This window comes from uncultured Nostoc sp., from assembly GCF_964247315.1.
In the GTDB taxonomy this organism is placed as follows: Bacteria; Cyanobacteriota; Cyanobacteriia; order Cyanobacteriales; family Nostocaceae; genus Nostoc.
Window position 1 is genome coordinate 16,456 of the sequence record NZ_CAXTTT010000040.1, and the last position, 24,486, is coordinate 40,941.

The following is a 24,486-nucleotide window of genomic DNA, read 5'->3' on the forward strand; positions in this document are numbered from 1 at the left end:
TAATCAAAAATTGGTATAAGCTGGCTTCAACTTCCCCAGAAAATTGAGCATAGCTGAAACTACAGCATCCGGCGACTCAATCAAGAAGCCATGACCACCACGTTCGATGACTACAAGTTCAGTATTGGGAATACCTTGAGCAAGTTGTTGGGAAAACTTTAACGGCGTAAGAATATCTTGTTTACCAACCAGAACTAAGGTAGGACAATGAATTTCTTGGAGGCGGTCTATTGTGTCGCTGCTAAGGATGGCTTGGCTGTGATGATAAAGTGAATAAGTTGCAGGTGGGAAAGGATATCTGATAGCAAATTCAATCAGACCTTCGATCATTTCAGGAATTGAGTAGAAAGCATCTGTAAATATCCAGGGCAATACGACTTTTTCATAAAGTTTTAGGTCTACATGACTAGGAAGTTCGCCCCAAGTCTCGATGATGCTGTTGAATAATGCATCACCTTTTGCCAAAGATGAAAGTAGCATCAGACTTTTTACCTTTTCAGGGTGCGCTAACACTAGTTCTTGGGCTATCTGACTACCCATTGAATGGCCTGCTAGATGTACCTGATTAATTCCGATGCGATCGAGCAATCCTGCAACGTCACTAGCCATCTGTTTCAAACTATAGGGATTTTCGGGAGCAGAACTTCTCCCCATACCTCGGTTATCCAAGCGAATGACTTGATACTGCGAAACCAGTGATGGCATAATCAGCGACCAATAGGCATGATCGCAAAGAAAGCCAGCTATTAATAGCAAAGGCTCACCCTTTCCCTTAATGTCGTAGAATAAATCAATCCCATTAATCTGAACCTTGGGCATAGTAAATAATTCTGCTAGACCTTATTTTTAAATAAGATAGATTAAGCTAAACTCCTATGTCTTGAATTTCTCGTCCACGGGAATTTGATAGCCGTTGGCGAGGCGATTGGTCATATTGGCTGTGCCTGCGATCGCCATTAGTTCCCCAAACATAGTATCATTCATACCCTTGGCACGCGCCGACGCTGTGTGTGAGGCGATGCAGTACTCACAGCCATTTGTTGCACTCACGGCAATATAAATCAGTTCGCGCATCAGTGGATCGATCTCACCAGGGCTAACCATCACTTCCTTTACTGCTTGCCACGTTCGTTGCAGGGTGGGGGGATGGTTGGCTATAGCTTTCCAGAAATTATTAATGTAGTCATTCTGACGTGTAAGGCGGATGTCATCATACACTGCACGTACTTCGTCGCTGGCTTCTTCGTATTCAATCAGCTTAGTCATGTTTTAATTCCATATAGATTTCCCCAGCGAGTGGGAACCCCTAGATTGTAATACTGAGTTGCAATTAAAGATAGTAATATCATGTCCCTTTGGCATCTATTGGTGAAAATTCTACATCGTCTACAAACGACTTGGCATAGACTAGCATTTATTGGGCGTTCTAGTAGAACAGACTAAACAGGAAATTTACACTATCCTGTCAGAGAAATAGGTGGGGTTGTCCATGAAAAAACTGATCCAGCGTATTAGGAGATTGCTCAAATATATCCTCAAAAGGTCTGCATCTAATTCTCAGCAACCATCGCCCTTAATAAATTATCGATTAGAAACTTCTATTCCAACCGTTTCTCCCCGATGGGAATCTGGTTTGGTGCTTGTGTGTTCACAATGTGCAAACGAGCAGTCAGGCTCAACCGCTTCCGAAGATTTAGAGAATTGGTTGAAATCTCGTTTAAAATTTGAGGGATTATGGGGTGAATTTCGGGTTGTTAGCACCAGTTGTTTAGGAGTTTGTCCACGAATGGGTATTACTGTTGTTATTGTCAGTAATGGAAATCACGGTAATAGTCCATGCTTAATTGTAAATCCTCGGAGCGATCGCGAATTTCTATATTCATACATTAAACAGAATAAAGGCTGACTACAAAGGTTTGCTAAAGTTTAAAATTCTTGAATTCAGAACTGTATTTTATCTTGTACTATGTTTTGAACAAGTGGCAAAAAAAAGGGGTGAATATTTGAATTCACCCCTTTTTTCAGGTCATCAGGGAGGTAAATAATACTTATCCAACGCGTATTAGTGTTATTCCAATCTAAAGAATTATTCTTTTAAACGAGGTATATTTGGTCTTACAAAGGTAGCTGAGGAATTAGTACTTCGAGCATTAGTACTTGAAGAAGCAGTAGTTGGCGAACTGAGATTCAAGAAATCAATGAGTTTAAGGGTACGATTACGAATTTTCCAGCGTCCATTTCTGTTAACGACTTGATCTTCATAAGTGCCATTAGCGACATCAATACTGGTTTCCGAGCGTTTGTGAGTCGCATGGAGGTAAGAAGTCATCGTTGCTTGATTATTTTGAACTGAAATGTTTATTGTACCCATCAAATGTTGAGTAGCTGTATAACCATTTCCTTGAAATACTGAATAGACAAAATCTGCCCAAGAATCTGTGCCATAACGTGTTTCACTTGCCCCATCAGGAAAAATAGCAGTGAGGACTGAATCTTGAGTAAAACAATCTCGATAAATCTTCTTTCCCTCAAGTAGATTTCCTCTACCAATAGCATCAGTTCCCAAAGAGTAACAAGATGTTAATTTTTGAATTTCTAGTTCCGCGTTAGGTTGAGCTGCACTTGCTAGTTCAAACCTACCTCCAACAAACAGCACAATAGTGACTGCAAGCACAATCAAAGTTATACGATTTAACAGGAACGAAATAGCCTTTGAAACTATTCCCCTATTTTCTCTTCTTTTTTCCACAAGATGACTTCCTTAATTGTTTACAATTTTCGCATTTTGTACTTTCCTACAAACTAAAGTTTTGGCTAATAACTTTTAGCTTGTGAAAACTACCAATATACTTGTAGATTTTGCTAGCGATTATGTTTTATATTTGCTAGAAAAGCTCTTTTCTAGTAAATGATAAAGCTAGTATGTACAAGATGTGATGTATACAATTAGTTATAACAGTTAATTAATAAGCTACAAGTGTTAATTCCGACTAAGTTTGTGTTGATTTGATTAAGTAATAAAGTTACTACTTACATAGTTTGATTAACAGCAAAATGAATTTAATACCAATTTGAAAAAAGAATGCGACAAATAGATCATTTGTAGCGATTCATCGCGTCTTTACCCAAGGATGTGTTGCAATCATTAATTGAATTGGTATAAGTTTACCAATTTTCAGAAATTAGATAAAATTACTCTAGCAATCCTGGAAGATTCGTGATAAGCTGCTCAACTTCTTGGAGAAGGTGAGAATTTGCGGTTACAACTATCAAAAATTCCTTATTCTCCTAAAATGGGAATAGAAATTATAAATTGTGTTCCTTGTCCCAAGACTGATTCACAAATCAAATTTCCACCATGATTTTCAACTATAATTTGCCGACTAATAGATAATCCTAATCCCGTACCTTTTCCTACACATTTGGTAGTAAATAAATTTTCAAAAATGCATTCTTTAACTGCTTCAGGCATTCCTTTGGCATTATCTTTAATCTCAATTACCACCTTGTCATTATCTACTTGTAGATAAGTCTCAATAGTAATAATATTAGGATACTTTTCTTGAATTTCTAAAAAATCACGACCGATATTTGCTTCTTCTAAAGCATCGATTGCATTTGCAATAATATTCATAAACACCTGATTCAATTGTCCCAAATAGCATTTTACTGATGGGATATCTGCATACTGCTTAATAATCTTAATTGCTGGACGATTATGATCAGCTTTCAGACGATGTTGTAAAATCATTAAAGTACTATCAATACCTTCATGGATATTAGCTAATACTTTAGAGGTAGTATCAGCACGAGAAAAAGTACGGAGAGAGGTACTAATATTACGAATGCCCTGTGTCCCTACTGTCATACCATCAATCATTTTTGGTAAATCCTTTAGCAGGAAATCTATATCTATCTCTTCAGCTTTTTCTTCAATTTCAGGGCCAGGATTGGGGAATTTTTCTCGATACAGTTGCAGATAGTCTATTAAATCTTTAACAATATCTTTTGCTTGGGTAATACTACCTGTAATAAAACCAATGGGGTTATTTATTTCGTGTGCTACACCTGCAACTAAATTACCCAGAGAAGACATTTTCTCACTTTGGATAAGTTGTAGTTGTGCCTCTTGTAAATCTTTTATAGATTGTTATAATTTTTGAGATTTCTCTTGCGCCCTTGTGTACAAACTGGCATTTTCTATTGCAATAGCCATTTGAGAAACTAAGACTTTTAATACCTCTACCCTTTCTAGAACAAAAGCTCCTGATGATAACTGGTTTTCTAAATAAATAATACCAGTAAGCTGTGATTGATACATAATGGGCAAACAAAAGATTGATTTTGTTTGAGATTTTTGGATATAGATATCAAAATTAAAAGGCTCTGTAATTATTGCATCATTTAATACAAGATATTGCTGGGTTCGGAGAACATAATTAATCACAGACAGCGGTAAATCTTGATAGGTTTCAATAGGAATAGAACGTAAAAGCGTCACCACATCGTCAGTAGCATTTCCAGAAGCTTCAATATACAGGTGGTTATCTTTAAGTAGGAGTAGTACTGCTTTTTGGGCGGCAGCATTTTCTAGTAAAATTTGGATCAGCTTACCCAATAAATTTTCTAAAACAATTTCATTAGTAATCGCTTGTGAAAACTTGATGAATGCATTAAAATCTAGAAAATCGCTCAAGCTGCTATTGGTAGTAGTATTAATGGTAATATGAGTTGTATCAAGTTTTGAACTAGTGTTTTCTATGGTAGTAGTTTGTCCTACTAGAAAAACATACTTTAATTCTAAGTGTTTAACTTTAGCGATCGCACCCCAACGAATATAGGCATAATATGCTTTAGTTATATAAGTTTGATGAATTAATTCTTTACCTAGAGACTGATAGAATTTTCCAGCTAACTCATAGGCTAAAGCTTCTTCTTGGAGAAAACCGTTTGCTTGAGATTTGGCAATAGAGTTTTCATAATAGTCCATTGCTTCTAGCTTTTGACCCAAAACCTGATACCGTTCTGCTTCCACGAGATAAAATCTGTGTAAGTGATTGGTGGGAGCATGAGTAGCCCAGAGTTCCATCTTTTGCTGATTAGCTTGGACTTTTTCTAGAATAGCTTGCTTCTCAGACTCTTTAGCAGTATGATAAATAGCTAAGTGGGCTAAAGAATCGTAAAAATAAAACACTGGAACAACAAACAACCCTGTAACACCACTTAAAGATTTTTCTGCGATCGCAGCATTTTCTACAGCTTTAAAATACTTCCCAAATATGTAAGAGAGCATTAGTTTATTAACAAATAAATGGTTAATTGTGTAAAGGTCGTTTACTTGCTGATGAATTGGCAGCATACTTTGCTCGTCGTAGGCTTCTCCAATTAAACAATCCACATTTTCAAAACTTCCTTTCAAGTTCAGAACTGTTTGCAAATACACTGAGTTCCAAGTTAAAGCTACTTGTTGATTGATTTTTTTCAACGAATCACAATAAGCTATCAGTTCTTTTTCTAGAACCCAAAGTTCTTTACCCAGCCAAAATGAATGATAGGGATAAATGTAACCACAATAACCAGCATATTCTAAATCTCCAGTTTCCAGACCACTAGAATATCCTGACACTGATGATGTTAATGTCTCTCCAACATGCTCTTTCCAATGCATAACATGGGCACTAACAACCGTCAAAATCTTAGCCTTAAGTTCTTCAGCATTAAATTGTGACACCAGGCGTGAAGCTAATTTCCCAAATTCATAGCCAGAATCAATTTCTCCTTGAATTCCACAAAGAAGTAATCCATAAAGACTATAACCATAGGCAGATACAGCCGTATTTCCATACTTTAAGGACAATTTGACCATTTTACAAACGATAATTGGCATCATTGCCGGAGCAGTTTGAAAAGCCGCAGGGAGAACTCCCATTAAAATTCTCATAGCTGCAATCTTGTTAGGATCAGTCATTAATGGTAAGTTAATTAAATCTGCAATGGCTTTTCCCTTCAAAGAAGTAGCAATTTCATCCATCCCCTGCTGAATATCAGTTGATGTCGGTTCGTCTGGAAAACTTATTCCTAACAATTGCAGAATTAATACTGCTATTTTGATGGCTTCTAGTTGCTTGCTTTGAATTATAGAAGCGATAATCTGTACTTCATAGACTTTCACTTTATCTAAAAGAATTTTGGCTTCTTGCTGCACCACCTCAGCCCATTTTTGCATTTGCTCAAAATCACCGCCCAGATAGGCTACCTCTGCGGCTCCTTCATATAAACCGATGCTTAAGGTATATTCAGTTTGCCAAGCGTCTATATTTAAAAGTTCTATCCCATTTGTGAAGTACTTAAGAGCCGCTTCGTAAGCTGTAGAAGCTTTAGCTTTTTGTCCAGCAATTAAATTTAATCGTGCCAATTCAGTTTTTTCAGATTGCTCTATCAGGTTAACAATACCTACATTCAACTGATTGACAATATCAAAAATATTAGCTTCTATTTCCTCTTTAGGTATATTTTGGAGAAGCAATTGCCCAATTCTCAGGTGAGTAGATTTCTTTAGTTCTTCTGGAATTAAGGAATATGCTGCTTGTTGTACTCTGTCATGCAAGAACTTGTAACCCACCCGTGAAGTGTCGAAATTTAAATTAACTGCTTCTTCTTGATTAAAAACTAAAGGAATGCGGTAAGCTTCACTTAAAGGCAAAATTAATCCCGCTTGCAAAGCTGAGTGTAAATCATTGGCTGTCAAAGAAGGTGATTTTTCATTGACTATCGATAAAACATCCAAGCTAAATCTGTCACCTACGCACGCTGCTAATTTTAAAACATCTTGGGTGAACTTTGGTAATTTTTCAACTCTACTGGCAACTAACTCAACTACATTTTTATCGGTAATTCCAATTGCCTGAATATCCTTTAGACTCCATTGCCATTTAGCATTATTAAAATCAAATGTTAATAGTTTTTCTTGATGAAGTGCCTGAATTAGTTGTGTTATAAAAAATGGGTTGCCACCTGTTTTGTTACAAATTAACTCAGCTAGCTGAATAATTTCCTTTTTAAAGACCCCGGGCTTCACCTCTATTTCTTGAAGAGTTTCGCTAACTAGCTGAGTTACATTATCTAAATTTAAAGGTTGCAGTACAAGATTATTAACAACTGTGCCACTATTTTTAATTTCTTCTATCTTTTGGATTAAAGGATGTGCTGAACTAACTTCATTATCCCTATATGCACCAATAAATAAAAAGTATTTGCTATCGGTATCAGTTATTAGCAGTTGAATTAGATTTAAAGTGGCAGAATCTGCCCATTGTAAATCGTCTAAAAATATAACTAATGGGTGTTCTTTTTGAGTAAAAACTTGGATAAATTCTTTAAAAACATGATTGAAACGGTTTTGTGATTCTGTTGCACCAATTTGGGCAACTTCCGGCTGTGTACCGATGATTAATTCTACTTCTGGAATTACGTCAGTAATAACTTTTCCATTTGTTCCTAAAGCTGATAATATTTTATGACGCCATATTTCTATTTTTTCATTATTCTCGGTCAGCAAACACCGCATTAAGTAAGCAAATGCTTGGATTAAAGAAGCATAAGGTATATTTCGTTTTAACTGGTCAAATTTACCAGAAATAAAGTATCCTTGTCTGCGAGTAATTGGTTTATTAACTTCATTGACTAGAACTGATTTCCCAATCCCAGAATAACCAGAAACTAGCATCATTTCACTAGTTCCAGATGTAACTCGCTCAAATGCAGCTAAAAGTTCATTAACTTGTTCTTCACGACCATATAATTTTTGAGGAATTAATAACTGACTCAATATATCTAAACGACCTGGAACAAAATCAGTAATGATTCCCTTCGTTTCTAACTGCTTGAGACATAATTTTAAATCTGCTAATAATCCTGTCGCACTTTGATATCTATCTTCTGCATTTTTCGCTATCAGCTTCATCACAATTTCAGAGACAGCAGTAGGAATTTGTGAATTTAATGATTGCGGGTTTATTGCTTGAACAGCAATGTGGCTATAAACTACTTCTAGAGGATCTTGGCTAAAAAATGGTATTTTATCAGTGAGCATTTCATATAAAGTCACGCCAAGGGAATAAAAGTCGGTGCGATAATCAAGAATGCGATTCATTCTCCCAGTTTGTTCGGGAGACATATAGGCAAGTGTGCCTTCAACGCAGTTAGGGTTATTAAATTGGGGATTTTCTTTATTGAGACGGGAGGCTATACCAAAGTCAGCGAGTTTAACAATACCTGTCTGGGAGTTAATTATGATGTTATTGGGTTTGATATCTTTATGAATAATCTGGTTATTATGCAAATAATCTAAAGCTTTAGTCAGTTGAATAGCAATATTTAAATGGTTAATTAAGTCAAGTTTTTTTGTTTGTAGCAGTTGAGCTAAAGACTGACCACCAAAGTCTTCTAACAACAGTCCTACACGGTTTTCAAAAGTTTCTATACTAATAGCTTTAACTATATTAGGATGGTCTAAACCTTGCTGAATTTGATACTCATTTTTAAGGCGAGTAAAGGCTTCGAGAGTAGGATATTCATTTTTAAGCAGCTTGAGGATAACTCGCTGTTGCGTCTTTGGCGTTTGTACTTGATAAATAATTGTTTGGATTCCTTCGTGGAGAGTCGAGTTGATTTGGTATCCAGTACGATTTGGCATTGATTTTTGACTATAAAGTTATAAAATTAGCATCATCCCTGTTCTATCGTGAAAGGGATTCTAGTTTAATTATTCCCAGTACGTAGAAAATTATTAACATTGCGCTTCAGTATCCAAGGGTTGTAAATTAAAAAGCGATTATTTCCTTGTAACGGAAACTAATGGCTAAAATCTGATTGTAACTTTTACGCCAACCGCAGATAAGGACATTTCTGTAAAAATCCAGATGCCTTATTATGGGCATCTAAATTATAAGTATGCGTTGGCGTAGGTCGAATAATGCCATCAAATAGGTCGTCTAACCCGTAAGGTGTGAAAAATTGCCATTGTCCTTGGGTATTTAGTCGAACTCCCACAGCCGTAGCGGTGTGCAGCCAATCTGTGATGCCATCCTCTGTACTAGTATAAGGTCTGCTACCAAGACGCCAGCGAGCAAAACTGGCTTGATTTTTGACATCAAACTCGTCATCAGGAAATTGTTCTGTGAGAGTCGCCTTTGCTGCTAGTTCTTGGGAACGGTTTCCCTCTATATCAAAGAATGCAATATCAAAATCTTTAATACCTAACCCACAGTCATTGCCAAAAATTGAAGACCAAGCGGTGTTTCGGACTGCACCCCCGGCTAACCACCAATTAGGTAGATTTAGTTGAGCGATCGCTCTTAATACTGTATTAATACGTGTATCAGCTAAAATCATCTGTAAGCGAGTGTTACTATTCATATCAAATTCCTGGGATTGTCAAGTAGAAGGCGAAAATATTATCATTCATATTTCATTAAACTTACGGTGTTGATAATCCTGTTGTGACACTTTGCAGTTCAATGTTTATCAGGAGAAACTCTGTAGTAATAGTATAAATAAAACAGGTTAAACAGAAGGTGAAATTGTGAATTTAGAATTTAGAATTTTTATTTATGGAAGATTTATTTGCGCGACTAGAACGCACACTCAATCCTGAACTGCCTTTCCTAACAGAGTCACAACAAAAACTCTTACAAGAACTCAGTATTGATGAAAATCAACCCGGTACGATTCTGCATGACTTTCAAACTCTGATAGATTTATTACAACCAAATGGAGTAGAAGTTAGTAGTGTTAATAATCTTTTACCGTTAAAAGTACTATCAGAAGTTAATTCTCGGTTAAGTCACCCAATTGAAACCAAACTCAAACGCCCCGTACAGAAATCATACCCATACATTAATGGACTATATCTGTTATTACGCAGTTCTGGAATAGCCCAAATTAAATCCCAAGGGAAGAAGCAGTTTTTAGTTTTAGAAGCAGCAACTTTGCAATCATGGTCAAGCCTCAATCCAACCGAACGCTATTTTAACTTATTAGAAGCTTGGTTGATTTGGGGAAATAACGAAGTTTTGGGCGAACATCAAGATTCATTCGGGAATTTATTTAGATGTATTCAACTTTGGCCTCGCGTTCCCGATAAAGGTTTCAAATTTCCTAAATATGAAGATCAAAACAATATTAGTTATTACCCTGGACTGCATAATATTGCCCTTTTAGAATTATTTGGATTGTTATCTATCAAACATGGGAAACCACAAGAAGGCAAGGGGTGGCGCATTACTAGTTTACAACGCTTACCCTTTGGTGATGCTCTGTTGCAATTCCTCTTTCCATTAGGTATACGAGGAGAATTACAGGATGACGTAAATATAAATTTTGGAAAATTGCAGTCACATTTTCAACCATTTTTTCCCGAATGGGAGCATAATTTACTTGTTCCCAAGCAAGGCTTCATTGATGGTATTTATATTTTCAAAGTATCCCTTGTTAAGGCTTGGCGACGCATTGCCATACCAGCAAAAAAACCATTAAGCTGGTTAGCAGAGATAATTCTCGATGCTTTTGACTTTGATTACGATCACCTGTACGAGTTTAGTTATAAAGACCATTTTGGTCGCATAATAAAAATCGGTCATGCCTACATGGAAACACCCCCATTTGCCGACCAAGTGCAGATTGGTGATTTGTCTCTAAAACCAGGTGCTAAAATGACCTATCTTTATGATTTTGGTGACAACTGGAAATTTGATGTGCAGTTAGAAGCTATTAATCCACCTGATAACAAAATCAAGAAGCCGAAGATTTTAGAGGTTTACGGAAATGCACCTCAACAGTATTGGAGTGAGGATGATGAATTGGATGAAGATGAAGGATGAGGAAGATTTAGAAAAGTGTAGATAATGAAAATTTCCTCGTGTCTTTTGTTTGTGTCTACTAAAACCCGCTTTAAGATTAAATAGTTTTAGTTACAATAAAGTCATACAAATTGTCAGGAGATAAAAGCTGTGAATCTTCCATATACTGGAGGTTGTCAATGTGGACAGATTCGTTATGAAATTCATGCTCAACCTTTAACCCTATACTTATGCCACTGCAAGGAGTGTCAGAAACAATCGTCTAGTGCCTTTGGTATGTCTCTTACAGTATTACGAGATGCTGTTGTAATTGTTCAGGGAAAACCGAAAGCTTGGACTCGGAAAACTGATAGTGGACGTGAAGTAAACAACCTGTTCTGTGGCGACTGCGGAACGCGATTGTTCCATGAACGGACTTACAACCCAAATACTATCAATGTCAAAGCTGGAACCTTAGATGATACCAGTTGGTTACGCCCAGTGGGTAATATTTGGACACGTAGTGCCCAATCATGGGTGATAATTTCAGACCAATTGCTCAACTATGACGGGCAACCAAAAGATACGCAGGCTTTATGGGAAAAATGGAAACAACAACATCCATAAATGCATAACTCCTGATATTAGACATCATCTTCCTGACACTTAAATCAATGCCCTTGGTTGTTAGTCTAACTCATGACTGTAGCAAAGAAGATAATGATAATATTTTACTGGGAAAGTGCTTTAAGGAACATATTAAATTATTTAAAAAAGTAATAGTAAACTCAAATTATAAGTTCAACTTGTGTATCATATATATTCCACTTGTCTGCAAATCATTAATAAAGCAAACACACTATTAATATTTCACATGAAAACTTACTGGATATTTTCAATCAAGTAATTTAAGTGAAATTAGATAAGTAAGGCGATTTTGGTTCATTTTCAACACTTTTAACAGTTATTTCTAGACAAGCTTGATGAAAAACGATACACCGCAAGAATTGAACCCAGACCAACAAATTGGGCGCTTGATTGATGAGGTAATGTCTTCATCTCTGACTGATGAACAGTACCGCAAAAAGATGCAGCGACGCAAAGAAGTGCAAGACAAACGCATAGCAGAAGCTGTACCAGAAAAAGGGTTAATTATTGTAAATACTGGTAACGGTAAAGGTAAAACTACTGCGGCTTTGGGGATGGTATTGCGATCGCTCGGTCATGGGTATAAAGTAGCGATCGTCCAATTTATCAAAGGTAGCTGGGAACCTTCCGAAAAAAGGGTTTTCAGCTATTGGGAAGACCAGATAGAATTTCATGCAATGGGTGAAGGCTTTACCTGGGAAACTCAAGACCGCGATCGCGATCTTGACAAAGCTAGCGCCGCCTGGGAAAAATCATTAGAATACATCCGCAATCCAGACTTTCAACTGGTATTGTTAGACGAAATCAATATCGCCCTCAAAATGGCTTACTTACCAGTAGAAGACGTTTTAGCGGGTTTGGCCCAAAAACCCGCTAACAAGCACGTTATTCTCACAGGTAGAGGCGCACCACCTGCTTTAATTGAGCGTGCTGACTTAGTAACTGAAATGACTCTAGTTAAGCACCCTTTCCGCGATCAAGGTGTGAAAGCACAACCGGGAATTGAGTATTGAATCAAAATTCAGAACTCAGAACTCAGAATTCAGAATAACGTGTAGCTAAAGCGATCGCTGCTTGACGGTGCTTATTTACTAATACAGAAGGTGAAAGCATTTGAGCTTTATCCATGTGACGATAAATCCATAAACTAAACTCGTCTAAAGAGCGATTTGGCAAATCAATTGTATAAATTACATAGCTAGGTTTACCAGTAGTCTTGTCAATAATTCCAGGGGTAACTTTTTGTTTGGGATGGCGACGTTCTCCTTCCAAAATAAATCCTGTCATCGGAGGAAAAAAACGAACTTCAACTTTGGTTAACTCTAAACTTCCTTGGAGTTCTAATTTTTGAGATTCCAGATCGCCTAAGTTCAACCCCCAACCATTTTCTAGTAGTTGGTAAGCCTTATTGAGGCTAATTCTCTGTAATTCTAAGCCACGAGGAGGTATAGTAAGAGTTTTACAGTGGTTTCTGAAACGGTTTAAACGTCCGATTGCTAAATGCCCATTTTCACAGTATTCATACAAGAGATACCAAGCAATATCTTGGTAGATTAGCTGTAAGGGAAAAATGTGTATTGGCCCAATACGATTGTTGCCATAAAGGTCAATACCACGAGAAATTTCTATGGCTTGTCCCTGACTAATGGCTGTTTCTACTAAAGGCAATTTGTGAAATAACGTATCCTGATTTTTGCCCTTTTCAGCCATTTCTTCGGGGTCAGAATACACTATTGTGCGGTTGAGATATTGTCTGGTAGGGTAAAAAAATGGGGATATTAATTGAATGGAAACCAAAGTCAACTTCACTTTCGTAGCGATCGCATTCCCACTCGCTGGGGATATTAATTGAATGGAAACTGCAATCGTTTCTGATAAGTATTGATTTGAATAAAATAATTCCCACTCGCCGGGGATATTAATTGAATGGAAACTATCACCTGCCTTAGTTCCAAATTACTTAAAGCTAATTCCCACTCGCCGGGGATATTAATTGAATGGAAACGTCGCTATTTGATGAAAACAAATAGCCGCGTTCAAGGATTCCCACTCGCAGGGGATATTAATTGAATGGAAACTCAACAATAAAAGTAAAATTAGCTTTTTTGTATATTAAAAAACACTCTCTGCGGAGATATATTTCTTTTTAGTATTTCCCACTCGCTGGGGTTATTAATTGAATGGAAACCCAAGGGGGTTAGGTTCACCATAGGAGTTGTAGGAAGATTCCCACTCGCTGGGGAGATTAATTGAATGGAAACTAATGACGCTTCCGCCCAATAGCTGAATAGTCTTTAAATTCCCACTCGCTGGGGATATTAATTGAATGGAAACTCGTAGTCAGCCGGGACTACTTGCAAGTCATACGAAGGTATTCCCACTCGCTGGGGATGTTAATTGAATGAAATGGAAACGGATGGATTTTAAGCTAAATAAGCTTTGAAGGGGAGTTTTCACTCCAGAGGAATATCATTGAAGAAGAATTCAGAAGTCAGAATCAATTAGTGACGGGTCTGAATTTCCCACTTTCTTGTTGACCACCCAATTTTCAATTTGGTGGCGGTTTTAAACCCGTTTATTCAGACGCTCATGGACTCGCTACCGCTACACTATCCGCCAGTCACACAGAATTCATGCTGTTAGCGGTAGCGGGGCGTTTAGCCCATTCTGGCTCCTGACTCCTGAATTCTATTTCAATAAAATGAAAACTACACAAATGATTACATTTGTCAAAAAATAAAAAATATTTATATAAAATCGAAACAATTATCTCAAAGCTTTGCCAGAAGGCAAATTGAGGCATTGAGCTATCTTTGTGTAAATATTGACTATTATTGGACATTCCTAATATAAATTTATACAATCAAACCGGACACCATAGAAAGGAATTCACCGATGTCAGAACCATACTGGCAAGCAAAAATATGGGGATTACTCCATGATCCGGTGCTAAAAGCGTTACATAATAACACTGGGCGCGGTGAAAATAGCTTTTGGCAACAATTAGAAGTGATGCAACCTTGGGTGCAGAATAACTATAATCCTGAAGAGTCCGGGCGTAAAATCTTAAAACATATACATTTAGCTGATTTCATCGCCTCGGCCAGTGATAGAGGTGCAATTGGCAGCGTTGCCCAAAGTATAAATTATGCACCTGGAAAGAATTCTCAAAAAGGGTTAGAAATCTCTCATTTGCTCTCTGGCGAAAAACAGCAATGGAAAATTAAGTCACATTCAGAACTGTTGGTAAAGCGCAAAGATTACTTAAATAGTAAAGAACAAAAGCTGTTAGAAGCTATACCAGAATGTTTGAAAACAGATATTGAAGGAAAAAAAGATATAAAAGGGCTGTTTTGGTGGTTGTGGCGTTGTTTACCAGAAGCTACTTGTCAAGAATTTGACGATGCATCCTTAATGCTAATGCCAGCCGAAACCCGCTTACCAGATAGTTCAATATGGAGTCATGCAAGTATTACAGCATCGCTGGCTGGTGCTTTAGCAGGGTACGACTTGACGATGGCAGATATAGAAAGATGGCCATCAGGCAAAGAATTATCCCATCCTTATTTGGCAGTTTTTAGCTTTACGCCAGTGCAAGAACTGATTAAAGCCAGCCGCAAAATGCGCGACTTTTGGGCAGGTTCTTGGTTATTGCACTATTTATCTGCTAAAGTTTGCTGGAAACTGGCGCAGCAATACGGGCCTGATAGCCTACTTTATCCCAGTCTTTACCAACAGCCTTTAATTGACCATTGGTTATTAGAAAAATATCCAGTGTTTAAACAATGGATAAATCAACCAGAAGCAGATTCCCTCTTAACCGCAGGATTTCCTAATGTATTGGTGTTAATTCTACCAAAAGATAAAGTGCAAGCTGCCATGCAAACAGCGAAACAAACGCTGCTAAACGAATGGCGAGATATTAGTAAGTTAGTTTTTGCAGATTTACAAACCAATCGCCAATGGATGCCAAAATTGCAACTAGAAAGTAGCACTTGGCAGGGTTGGTTACAATCCCAATGGCAGTTTTATTGGACTGCTTTACCAATTGGGAAAGAAGGAGAAAACCTGAAAAATGCTGCCATTCCTCAAGATAGAGAAGTAGAATTTAAAATTTGGCTGAATGCCCAAAATGAAGCTTATAATTTGGGTGGAAAACAAAAACTTTTTCAACAGGCGGAACTAGAATTTCTCCGCGAGGCATATCAACAACGTTGGGAAAAACAGAGTAGAAGGTTTAGCGCTAATGTTGGTTCTTGGTGGGGAAATATTTTTGACCAAACCCGATATGCTTTAGCATCGGTGAAAAATCCCCGCAATTGGGAAATCCTTACAGCCTTTGGCCCTCGTTCCACAATTTCTGGTATTGGCCCAGTAGTTAATCCCGGTAAAGATGGAAAGGACTGGATAACAGAAGGGGAAACTAAAAAACTTTGGGAACAACACGCCGGTTTATTTGATGGTAGAGAACAATTGAATGCGACGGAAACAGTCAAACGAGGCTTACCAAAAGTTTTGAGTGAGTTGTTAAATATAAGAAATGAGGATGCTATAGCAGCATCTTACCCAGATTTAACTGGCGGTGTTGCCGGATATCTTAAAGTCTATGATGCAGAATATCAGCATGAATTGCATTTTAACAAAGCTTGTAAAAAAATTATAGAGAAATTCCCTTGGGCTGAGTCTGTTATTAAAGAGATGAGAAGCAAATGGGGAATCCCTTGGATAGATGACGACAATGCACCCAAATACCATCCTCGTTTACTTAATGCTGGTTGGTTAGTAGAAGACTCTAAAACTACAGAATTACAACAGCTGCAAGACCAGTTTAAAAATGCAGATGATGACGATAAACAAGAAATCCAGCGAAAAGTTCTTGAAATCAAGATAAAATATCGCAGTGAAATTCAAAAGATAATTGACAAATTTTATCCTCACAACAACCCCGCCGATTGGTATGTGTTGGCAGCAGGTGACGGTGATAGTATGAGTGATTGGCTAAAAGGCAAAAACCTACAAAAATATAGCGATTACATTCCATCAGAATTATCTATTTCTTCAAAAAGTTTCCAGAACTTTTTAGATTTACCAAAACGCATGGGGCCGAGTACACACAGCGCCCTGAGCCGAGCTTTATTAGACTTCTCCAATCAACTGGTTCCCTACCTGACTCAACGACGCTACGCCGGACGCTTAATTTATGCTGGTGGTGATGATGTCTTGGCTTACACCAATCTTTGGGAATGGGATAACTGGTTGTGGGATATTCGTCAATGTTTCCAGGGTAAACAAGACCCCAAAGATGAATTTAAAAATGATGGCGACTATTGGCAGTATAAAGTTGAAGCCACTTGCCCACCGGAGTTCAAGCGACCCTTATTCACAATGGGCAAGAAAGCAACTATTAGCTTTGGTATAGTCATTGTCCATCATTCAGTACCACTAGCGATCGCTCTGGAAAACCTCTGGTCAGCTGAAGAAGAAGCTAAAGAACATAAATCTGCTGCAAGCGTTGCCAAAGACGCAGTGCAAGTGCGAGTGTTGTACGGGAACGGTAATATTTTGAAATCAACAGCGAAATTTGATGTTTTCCATGAGTGGCAAAACCTGACCTCAAACCCAGCTTTGCAAACAGAGGCGGCTATTTTTGAACAAGCAGCCACACTTTGGAGTCAGCATCCCGCCCCAATCATAGAAGCAATAGTACCTTGGACAAGAATGTTTTGCGATCGCCGTGACCAATTTCTTGGAGACGAACTTGCCAAAAAAGATTTTCAGGAGGCTCTATCAGGGTTTCTCAAAACTTTGTGGGACACCACCCATCAGAAAAATAAAGATTCAGAAGTCCAAAACTGGTTAAAGCTAGCAGCTTTCGTCAAGCGTAACCGCGAAATCAAGCTAGGAGGTGGTTGTTAATGTTTTGGTATACCTTAACTCCTCTAGATATACTACTTTTGCGAGATGCTAAACCCTTCACACCAGGGGAGAGAGCATGGGCTGGCAGTATATTTCCGCCTAATGGACACAGTATTGTCGGCGCACTACGCGGATTGTTATCAGAAAAGAAAAACTTTCGTCTTGTCGGGCCTTTTCTATGCCGCCAAACTGACACAGGGGTTAAGCTTTACTTGCCTCGTCCTCTGGGATTTTTTAAATCAATGCCTTTGATGCCTTTAGCATGGGAGTCTAAATCTCACTTAAGAAATGCCCTGTGGGACAGGAGTCAACCTTGTCCTTTAGTGAAACCTGCATCAACACCTCCAGATGACGACGTAGAGATTGTTGCCACAGAGAAAAAATTTCGTCAGTATCTGCCCTACGAGGTTATCAGCAAATATCTCAAAACCGGAATAATAGACGAAGAAGATTGGTTAGTCGTTAAGGATAGTCATGAAGACAAACCTTGGACAGTAGAAACTCGTTCTCACAACGCCATTGAACAAGGAAGCAGGCAAGTTAAAGACGCGGATGGTTACTTTGTCGAGAATGGTATCCGTCTTCATGCTGGCTGGAGTTTAGCTATTGGCATAGATACAGAAATTGAGACTCCTAGCACTGTACGGCTCGGTGGAGAGGGACATCGCAGCATAGTTCAGCAGTGCAATGAATTAGGGGAACAATGGGCTAATCTGCAAAAGATTTCTCAGCAGAATTTTCAGCAAGGTGATAAGTCTATAGCTTACTTGGTTACTCCTGGCGTATTTGAACGCAAACAAACAGATAACTTACATAATTCATCTTTGTGTCGTGCTTTCCCTTGGGAATGGAAATTAGCGTATACGGTGAACACTAATCAAACACCAGGAAATTTAGTTAGTTTAGCCACAGAGAAGCCAGTGCCGATAAGTTGTCGATTTCGAGATAAAGAGCAGTCTAGTAAAAGTATTCCTGCGCCGCAAGTATTCGCCGCCCCACCAGGGAGCTTGTATTACTTGAATCAGCCCCAAGCTTTATTTCAAGATGATTCTAATAGTAAAGTACATACTTGGAGAAAACTTGGCTATTCTGAGTTACTTTGGCTTACATACAAATAAAAATAGGTAAAACAATGATTGACTATATCTACTTATATTTGCTTTCTCCATTACATACAGGCGGCACAACTCAAGAAGGTAATTTACTGGGAATTGCCCGTGAATCTCATACTAACTTACCTTACATTCCCTCAAGTACGATTCGGGGTAAAATCCGGTCAACTGTCACAGATAAAGACATACAGGATAAACTATTTGGCAATGATTTAAAAGATGGTAAACAATTAGAGCAAGGTAATATTTGGATTGGTGATGCTTCTATACTTTGGCTACCTGTACCTTCTTTGAGCCATAGTGTAGTTTGGATTAGTTGCCACATGTTATTACAACGTTGGCAACGTTTAAAAGATTGTAATTTAACTATACCTGCGGAATATAGCTGTAATTTTACTAATGGACAATCTGCGGTTTACCTCAAAGATGCAATTATTAAAGCTGAACACTTAAAACAGTGGGCAAACTGGAAGGATTTTGTACCTCAAACATTAGAAACTAGCGCTATTAACCGCGTGCTAATCCTACCAGATCAACATTGTACCACCTTAATTCAAATGAGTTTATGGCGACAAGTAAAAATTAAATTGGATGAACATAAATCAGTAGATGGAGGATTTCGTTATGAAGAAGCAATTCCCCCAGATACTTTAATGTACTTGCCTTGGGGAATTACATCTCAAGCCAATGGAGCATCACAAAAATCCTACACCGATTTTAGAAATTTATTAGCTGCTAATAGCATCTTACAAATTGGCGGACAAGAAAGTTTAGGACGAGGATTTGTCCAGCAGTGGATATAAAAAATAGTATTTCAGGAATTAACCAATATGACATTTGATCCTAGAACAATCGCCACACCGATTTATGAAGCTTTAAATAATTTGCGTTCTCAAACTAATGATGGGACTCGTTTGAAACAGCAAAAAAGTCAAGCAGTTGAACTTTATACCTATCTTTCTACTTGGGGAATGCTGCGTTTGAAAGCTGAAGAAAAAGCCTTAGCAGACAACATGATTGGTAAAAAACAGGTAGTGAAAAAGTTTTTTGAATGTTTACAACAAGTATCAGGAATAGCAAATTTAGCTCATGAACAAGGTTTAACAACTTTAAAGAATCTTAATACCGATGAATATTTAGGTTTAACAGGTTTAGGACTGGCTTTAGCACAAGAATTTAGTTTTTGGGCTACTGCTATTTATTCGGATATTCAGGGAGACTAAGACCAATGGTATTTGATAGACCTCAACCTAATCAGCCTAGAAAACCCCAACCACCTGCAACTGCAAAAGCAGATATCAGTAGACCCAGAAGAATTATTACTGTTCCTGTTGGTGGTAGTGGAGGAAGTCGTAATGGTGGTAGTCAACCTTCCCCTTGGTTGAACCCAGAAAATCCACCTCAACCACATCCAGAGGCCAGTTTTGTAGAATATCTGCGCTGGATGCGATCGCTCGATCCTGAATCTAAATACAAAGACCTCACTAAAGTACAATTATTACAGATAGCGGAACAGGGGGCAAACTACTCAAAGCGACTAGAAGCCCTCAACAAACGCACAGAATTAATCGCTCAAAATACATTTAAAGTCCAGTGTCCTTGGCGAATTCGAGTCGGTGGACATCGTGGCCCAGAAAGTATCTTGTTACCTGCTTTTGATGCTTTAGGCATTCCCTACATTCCATCTAGCACTTTGCGTGGTGTAGCTAGAACCCAAGCTATTCGGGAAATAATTAGACAACAAAATATTGAATGGAAAGATGCAGAAAAACAAATTGCACCTTGGTTTGGTTCTTTAGACGCGAAAAATAAAAATGACCTTTCAGGTAAAGTTGTATTTTTAGATGCTTACCCTTTACCTAGTCAAAATGTCTTAGCCGTAGACATGGCCAATAATATTTGGCAGTGGGAAAACAATTCACTAAAATATAGTCCTAATCCTAACCCATTTTTAAGTTTAGAAAAACCAACCTTTGTGATTGGTTTACGTTTAGCGAGTGGTTGTCAATATCGTGAACTTTTAGAAAAAGTTAAACAATGGTTAATCACCGGATTACAAGCTGGTATTGGTTCTCAGGTTAACACTGGTTATGGTCAATTAAATCTTGCAGGTAAAGTTACTCCTCAAACTGAGTTTTTCCGAATTAAATTTATATTGCAAGGTCAATTAATTCACGGTAGACAAAAATTTAAAAACATTAATCAACCTTACAAACAAGATAATCATGGAAATTTAAAACCAGATACAGTTACTAATGCAGAAGTACGCCCTGTAGCTTTTAAATCTATGCTACGCTATTGGTTCCGAGCTTTTGCTTTAGGAGTTTTAGAACCTACACAAGTTCAAAATTGGGAGGCTAAAATATTTGGCGCAATTACCCCAAATAAAGAATATGGGTGGTTAATGGTCAGAGTTTTAGAGTTAGCAACAACTCAAGGTGAACAAGAAGGAATTTTAACATTAAATTATTCTTCCTCTACACCAAAAGATAAACAGGATAATTTAAAGAAATTGACTCAAAATCTTACTTGGTTAATGTTTCATTTAGGTGGTATTGGTCAAGGTGCAAGAAGACCTTGTTACTCTCGTCAAAACTATCCCTATGTGCGTGGTTCTACTCTCATACCTGATAGTAAGGATTCATTTTGGAAATTACCAAAAACTCCTAAAGAATTTCAACAATTATTTAGAGAAAGATTAAAACATTTTTATCAAGCGCTACAAGCATTAGGTGCTAATTGTAATTATCAGTTCCTAAAAAATTGTGGAACAGTCAACTCTTTTACTTGGTTTGAAGCTTTAGATATTAATGCCAAAATTGTAGTTGTTAGTGGAGAAAATACTGATAATAAGCAATATGCACTAGACATCTTACATCAATATTTTCACAAATTAGAAAAAGAAAATTACACTAATGCTAAAAACTTGTGTGGTGGCGTTAATAAGGATTATCCATATCCAAATACGAATATTAAACGTGAGGTGATTCCTTCTCCTGTATGGATTGCAGATTTAGATGATTATCAAGTTGTGACGATATTTGGCGCTAATGCTGACCCTCGCAAAAAATATTTAGAAACATTACGTAATTCCATCCAAATTTTCCCCCTATGACAAACAAAGCAACTGAAACCAATCGCGTAGATACTTTAATTATTACCGTTGGTACTCGTCAAATCGGCTGGCGTTGTCAAGATGGAGTTATTCGTTCTTTTGGTGCAGATGGTAATATCGGCTATCCTGCCCATGTAAACCAACTTTATCAAGAACTAGGAATAGAACGCGGCACTTACCAGGAAAATGATAAAACTTATCCTTGGAGTGCGCGAGATTTAGGTCAACGCTATTATGATTATGCTAAAGAATGGCTAGGCGGTGACTTCGAGCAAGTTGAACTGCTGTTAGATCAAAAAATTATTGAAGCTGGCATTCAACAAGGATTAAAGCATATTATTCTTTGGGGAACTGACCAACCAGAAACAGTTTCTTGGTTTCACCGCCGCTTAGATACACTATGGTTAGCCGAATTAATGGCAGGGAAAATCAAAAGTATTTTCCCCGATGTCAGGATTGACATTCATACGCCTAAAATTAATGCTAATGATAGTGATGCTATTCGCCAAGAATTAGAACTTTTAGTTTTAAAGGAAGCCATAAATTCTTTTTCTCCCAATCAAGATGAAGAATTTGTTTTATGGATACAGAATAAAGGTTGTACGCCTGCAATAGCATCTGGTGTAGAAATTTGCGCGGCGGCATTAGTGCGTCAATGTCAAGTATTTAATGCTAGCCCTGATGAACCAGAAGAATTCTTTCCCACTTTGGCTGATGGTTCTAGAACAGCTACTCATTCCCAAACATTCAAATTAATTCCGATGGGAGAGTACTTTTGGTCATTAGAACGATTACGGATAATTTCTGCCTGGGAAAGAGGTGATTTTAGCGAAGCACAATTTTGGTTAAAGGTGCATCAAAATCGACATAAAGTTTTATATAAATTAGCTGGTATCTTAGCTAAGTATACCAATTGTGAATCTGATAAGAAATTTTTTCAATTTCTTGAAGACTGGCTACGCTTTAATGATGTCAGCAAGATAGCAAGTAGTGAAACAATTCAAACTTGGCAAGAACAATTACATCAGATGAGACAGAACGATCTGATTCAAGCTTGGGAGTCTACTCTGCTTATAGAATTAGCCCTTTATCGCCAAAATTACACTGCTGCATTCATTCAGTTCGCCCAAATTTTAGAGCGATTACTATATATTCAATTCCAATCACAGAATTGGCTATCAAAAGGTTTTCTGACACTACCACCAGGTAAAGAATATTTAGGCAACACCTACGAACCAGGGCTTGCAGGTTTAATGCAAGGATGGTGTAAATCTCGAAAATTAAGTCAGGATAACAAATGGTGGAAATTATTAGACCGGATTCGTGATAAACGAAATCATGTTATTCACAAGGGGTCATCTATCATTTTGCCTCAAATTCGTTCTATGTGGGCTGAGGATGGTTTATTTCCAGTAAAATATCCAGAAACCTCAGAAGTTGTGAAAGATTTGATGATGGATGTACTCAAAGAAGTTAGTAATCCTCCTAATTTAGACCAATTGTTGGTGCGATCTCTTTATAAATGGAGTCTTAATATATTAAAAAATGCTACTTAGTATTTGAAATAGTACGGCTTTAAAGGCAGTAATATATGCATGTATGGAAGATGTGATTAAGTCAAGAAACTATCCTTATAAATCAATACCTTCGCCAATTTACGAGGGTTCAACGGCTGTAGAAATATTGTGAATACAACCGAGAGAAGTAAGCTTGACAAAAATTTGGGCTAATAAAATAGGCTCAGGCTGTTCGGGAAGCATTTTTAACATTTCACGAACATAACGAAAGCCACGATAATATGCTTTAAGGTCAATAATGCCGGAGTCAGGATTATGTTGACGGAAATCGCTGATTGTAACTTTTGAGTTGTCCTTGTGAGAGACAATAACTCTACTACGTCAGGCTTACCTCTTCACACTCTTATTTTGGCTAAGGTATTGGTTTATATAAGTCCCATTTGTTACTTCTTATTCCAAAGATTTAAAAATGCTTGAGAGATGGCTGGGGTAAGCTGACTTTGTAAGTGATTTAGTGCATCACGATGGTTTGCATTATTGTCATCATAATAAGTAAACAGATTCGTCAGCTTGACAATCTCAGGATTTTGATCGTTTGTCCCCCTCCATTTGTTAGTAACTTTGTGTAAAACGTCCTTGGGTAAATTTTGTTGTAAGTTATTTAACGCTGCGATGTAAGAAGGATTTTGAGGATTCTTTTGGAATTGGAAACACAAATCTCTCAGCTTGACTTGTGACTGGGGCTGGGGCTTATCTGTTAGACTAGATTGCTGTAGAATTTGACGCTGTTCAAAAGTAGCAATACCATTTTCAGTTAAACCTTGAGATTTCTGAAATTTTTTGACTGCTGTATAAGTAGCTGGCCCATAAAAAGGCAAGTCTTTTGGAATTTCAGCATTGGTTGCAAAACCATGAAACTTCAATCTATTCTGAAGCCCTTTGACTGTATCTTCCATTACAGTTCGAGTCTCTGCATCAGCATTACCATTAACCGTAAGTTTTTGTGAGTACTGTTTCTGAAACTTTTTAATTGCTTCTTCAGTAGGATTGTCTGTCAAAGAGTTGTTATTCCGCTTCCAGGGAGCAAATTTAGTGAGATCGGGCTTAGGATCGATCTCAGGAGCTAAATATCCCAATCCGATCAATATATGACGGATGACTTCAGGGCTACTAACGGCCATGCTTTTTGGTTCCTTTACAACTAAACTACCATTTAATGTATCTTGTTTTACAAAAATTAGGTAAGTAGAAATAAATAAATCTAACATTTCTTGTTTGCAAGGCGTTCCGAAAGTTAAGCGATGTGTGACGAAAAGCTGCAACTCTTTGAGACGTTCGAC

The 24,486-nt window shown here is 37.7% G+C and carries 18 protein-coding genes, 1 pseudogene and 2 CRISPR repeat arrays; of the genes and pseudogenes, 10 read left to right on the top strand and 9 right to left on the bottom strand.

The window, feature by feature from the left end:
• Positions 1 to 3 precede the first annotated feature (3 nt).
• Together ACFE93_RS14050 and ACFE93_RS14055 are read right to left on the bottom strand one after the other, a co-directional pair.
• Complete coding sequence (locus ACFE93_RS14050; protein WP_375473870.1) at positions 4 to 819, bottom strand: alpha/beta fold hydrolase; 816 nt, start codon at positions 817 to 819, stop codon at positions 4 to 6.
• A gap of 54 nt (positions 820 to 873) precedes the next feature.
• A complete protein-coding gene (locus tag ACFE93_RS14055; RefSeq protein WP_375473871.1) occupies positions 874 to 1,266 on the bottom strand; it encodes a carboxymuconolactone decarboxylase family protein in 393 nt (130 codons plus the stop codon).
• A 223-nt stretch (positions 1,267 to 1,489) separates the two neighbouring features.
• On the opposite strand from ACFE93_RS14055, the gene ACFE93_RS14060 reads away from it, so the two are divergent.
• On the top strand, positions 1,490 to 1,906 hold the full coding sequence (locus ACFE93_RS14060; RefSeq protein WP_375473872.1) for a hypothetical protein: 417 nt from the start codon (positions 1,490 to 1,492) through the stop codon (positions 1,904 to 1,906).
• Between the two features lie 180 nt (positions 1,907 to 2,086).
• Here the strand turns inward: ACFE93_RS14060 and ACFE93_RS14065 are convergent, their stop codons facing one another.
• The 4 genes from ACFE93_RS14065 to ACFE93_RS14080 form a co-directional block, all read right to left on the bottom strand.
• Positions 2,087 to 2,674, bottom strand: coding sequence for a nuclear transport factor 2 family protein (locus ACFE93_RS14065; RefSeq protein ID WP_375473873.1), 588 nt, complete (start codon positions 2,672 to 2,674; stop codon positions 2,087 to 2,089).
• Positions 2,675 to 3,280: 606 nt separating this feature from the next.
• On the bottom strand, positions 3,281 to 4,096 hold the full coding sequence (locus tag ACFE93_RS14070; protein ID WP_375473874.1) for a sensor histidine kinase: 816 nt from the start codon (positions 4,094 to 4,096) through the stop codon (positions 3,281 to 3,283).
• Positions 4,097 to 4,150: 54 nt separating this feature from the next.
• Complete coding sequence (locus ACFE93_RS14075) at positions 4,151 to 8,695, bottom strand: AAA family ATPase (protein ID WP_375473875.1); 4,545 nt, start codon at positions 8,693 to 8,695, stop codon at positions 4,151 to 4,153.
• 185 nt (positions 8,696 to 8,880) lie between these two features.
• A complete protein-coding gene (locus ACFE93_RS14080) occupies positions 8,881 to 9,417 on the bottom strand; it encodes a nucleotidyltransferase family protein (RefSeq protein WP_375473876.1) in 537 nt (178 codons plus the stop codon).
• Positions 9,418 to 9,611: 194 nt separating this feature from the next.
• On the opposite strand from ACFE93_RS14080, the gene ACFE93_RS14085 reads away from it, so the two are divergent.
• From ACFE93_RS14085 to cobO, 3 genes are all read left to right on the top strand, one after another.
• Positions 9,612 to 10,880 (top strand): plasmid pRiA4b ORF-3 family protein, encoded by a 1,269-nt coding sequence (locus ACFE93_RS14085; RefSeq protein WP_375473877.1) that lies wholly within the window; start codon positions 9,612 to 9,614, stop codon positions 10,878 to 10,880.
• 129 nt (positions 10,881 to 11,009) lie between these two features.
• Positions 11,010 to 11,465, top strand: coding sequence for a GFA family protein (locus ACFE93_RS14090; RefSeq protein ID WP_375473878.1), 456 nt, complete (start codon positions 11,010 to 11,012; stop codon positions 11,463 to 11,465).
• 356 nt (positions 11,466 to 11,821) lie between these two features.
• A complete protein-coding gene (gene cobO, locus ACFE93_RS14095; RefSeq protein WP_334818484.1) occupies positions 11,822 to 12,499 on the top strand; it encodes a cob(I)yrinic acid a,c-diamide adenosyltransferase in 678 nt (225 codons plus the stop codon).
• Positions 12,500 to 12,521: 22 nt separating this feature from the next.
• On the opposite strand, the gene ACFE93_RS14100 is transcribed toward cobO, so the two are convergent.
• Positions 12,522 to 13,196, bottom strand: a complete 675-nt coding sequence (locus tag ACFE93_RS14100) for a WYL domain-containing protein (protein ID WP_375473879.1) — start codon at positions 13,194 to 13,196, stop codon at positions 12,522 to 12,524.
• A gap of 61 nt (positions 13,197 to 13,257) precedes the next feature.
• Positions 13,258 to 13,564: a CRISPR direct-repeat array (repeat unit 23 nt; unit sequence GGGGATATTAATTGAATGGAAAC).
• Between the two features lie 74 nt (positions 13,565 to 13,638).
• Positions 13,639 to 13,895: a CRISPR direct-repeat array (repeat unit 36 nt; unit sequence ATTCCCACTCGCTGGGGAGATTAATTGAATGGAAAC).
• Between the two features lie 486 nt (positions 13,896 to 14,381).
• Here ACFE93_RS14100 and cas10 point away from each other — a divergent pair.
• From cas10 to ACFE93_RS14130, 6 genes are read left to right on the top strand one after another with little or no spacing between them, the layout of a single operon-like run.
• On the top strand, positions 14,382 to 17,402 hold the full coding sequence (cas10, locus tag ACFE93_RS14105) for a type III-B CRISPR-associated protein Cas10/Cmr2 (protein WP_375473880.1): 3,021 nt from the start codon (positions 14,382 to 14,384) through the stop codon (positions 17,400 to 17,402).
• Positions 17,402 to 18,520: a type III-B CRISPR module-associated Cmr3 family protein gene (locus ACFE93_RS14110; protein ID WP_375473881.1), complete on the top strand. Its 1,119-nt coding sequence runs from the start codon at positions 17,402 to 17,404 to the stop codon at positions 18,518 to 18,520. Before cas10 ends, ACFE93_RS14110 begins: the two co-directional genes overlap by 1 nt.
• Positions 18,521 to 18,534: 14 nt before the next feature.
• Positions 18,535 to 19,317 carry a type III-B CRISPR module RAMP protein Cmr4 gene (gene cmr4 / locus ACFE93_RS14115; RefSeq protein ID WP_375473882.1) on the top strand — a complete coding sequence of 261 codons (783 nt, stop codon included), beginning with the start codon at positions 18,535 to 18,537 and terminating at the stop codon, positions 19,315 to 19,317.
• Positions 19,318 to 19,344: 27 nt separating this feature from the next.
• Positions 19,345 to 19,737, top strand: coding sequence for a hypothetical protein (locus ACFE93_RS14120; protein WP_375473883.1), 393 nt, complete (start codon positions 19,345 to 19,347; stop codon positions 19,735 to 19,737).
• Between the two features lie 5 nt (positions 19,738 to 19,742).
• The gene (cmr6, locus tag ACFE93_RS14125; protein ID WP_375473884.1) at positions 19,743 to 21,629 is read left to right on the top strand and encodes a type III-B CRISPR module RAMP protein Cmr6; all 1,887 of its coding nucleotides are present in this window, start codon (positions 19,743 to 19,745) and stop codon (positions 21,627 to 21,629) included.
• Entirely contained in the window at positions 21,626 to 23,185 is a 1,560-nt protein-coding gene (locus ACFE93_RS14130; RefSeq protein ID WP_375473885.1) for a hypothetical protein, read from the top strand. The genes cmr6 and ACFE93_RS14130 overlap by 4 nt, the downstream gene beginning before the upstream one ends.
• A 99-nt stretch (positions 23,186 to 23,284) precedes the next feature.
• Here the strand turns inward: ACFE93_RS14130 and ACFE93_RS14135 are convergent.
• Both ACFE93_RS14135 and ACFE93_RS14140 read right to left on the bottom strand, forming a co-directional pair.
• Positions 23,285 to 23,476 (bottom strand): annotated as a pseudogene (locus tag ACFE93_RS14135) (IS4 family transposase); the annotation flags it as partial.
• 113 nt (positions 23,477 to 23,589) lie between these two features.
• Positions 23,590 to 24,327, bottom strand: coding sequence for a peptidoglycan-binding protein (locus ACFE93_RS14140; protein WP_375473886.1), 738 nt, complete (start codon positions 24,325 to 24,327; stop codon positions 23,590 to 23,592).
• Positions 24,328 to 24,486 lie beyond the last annotated feature (159 nt).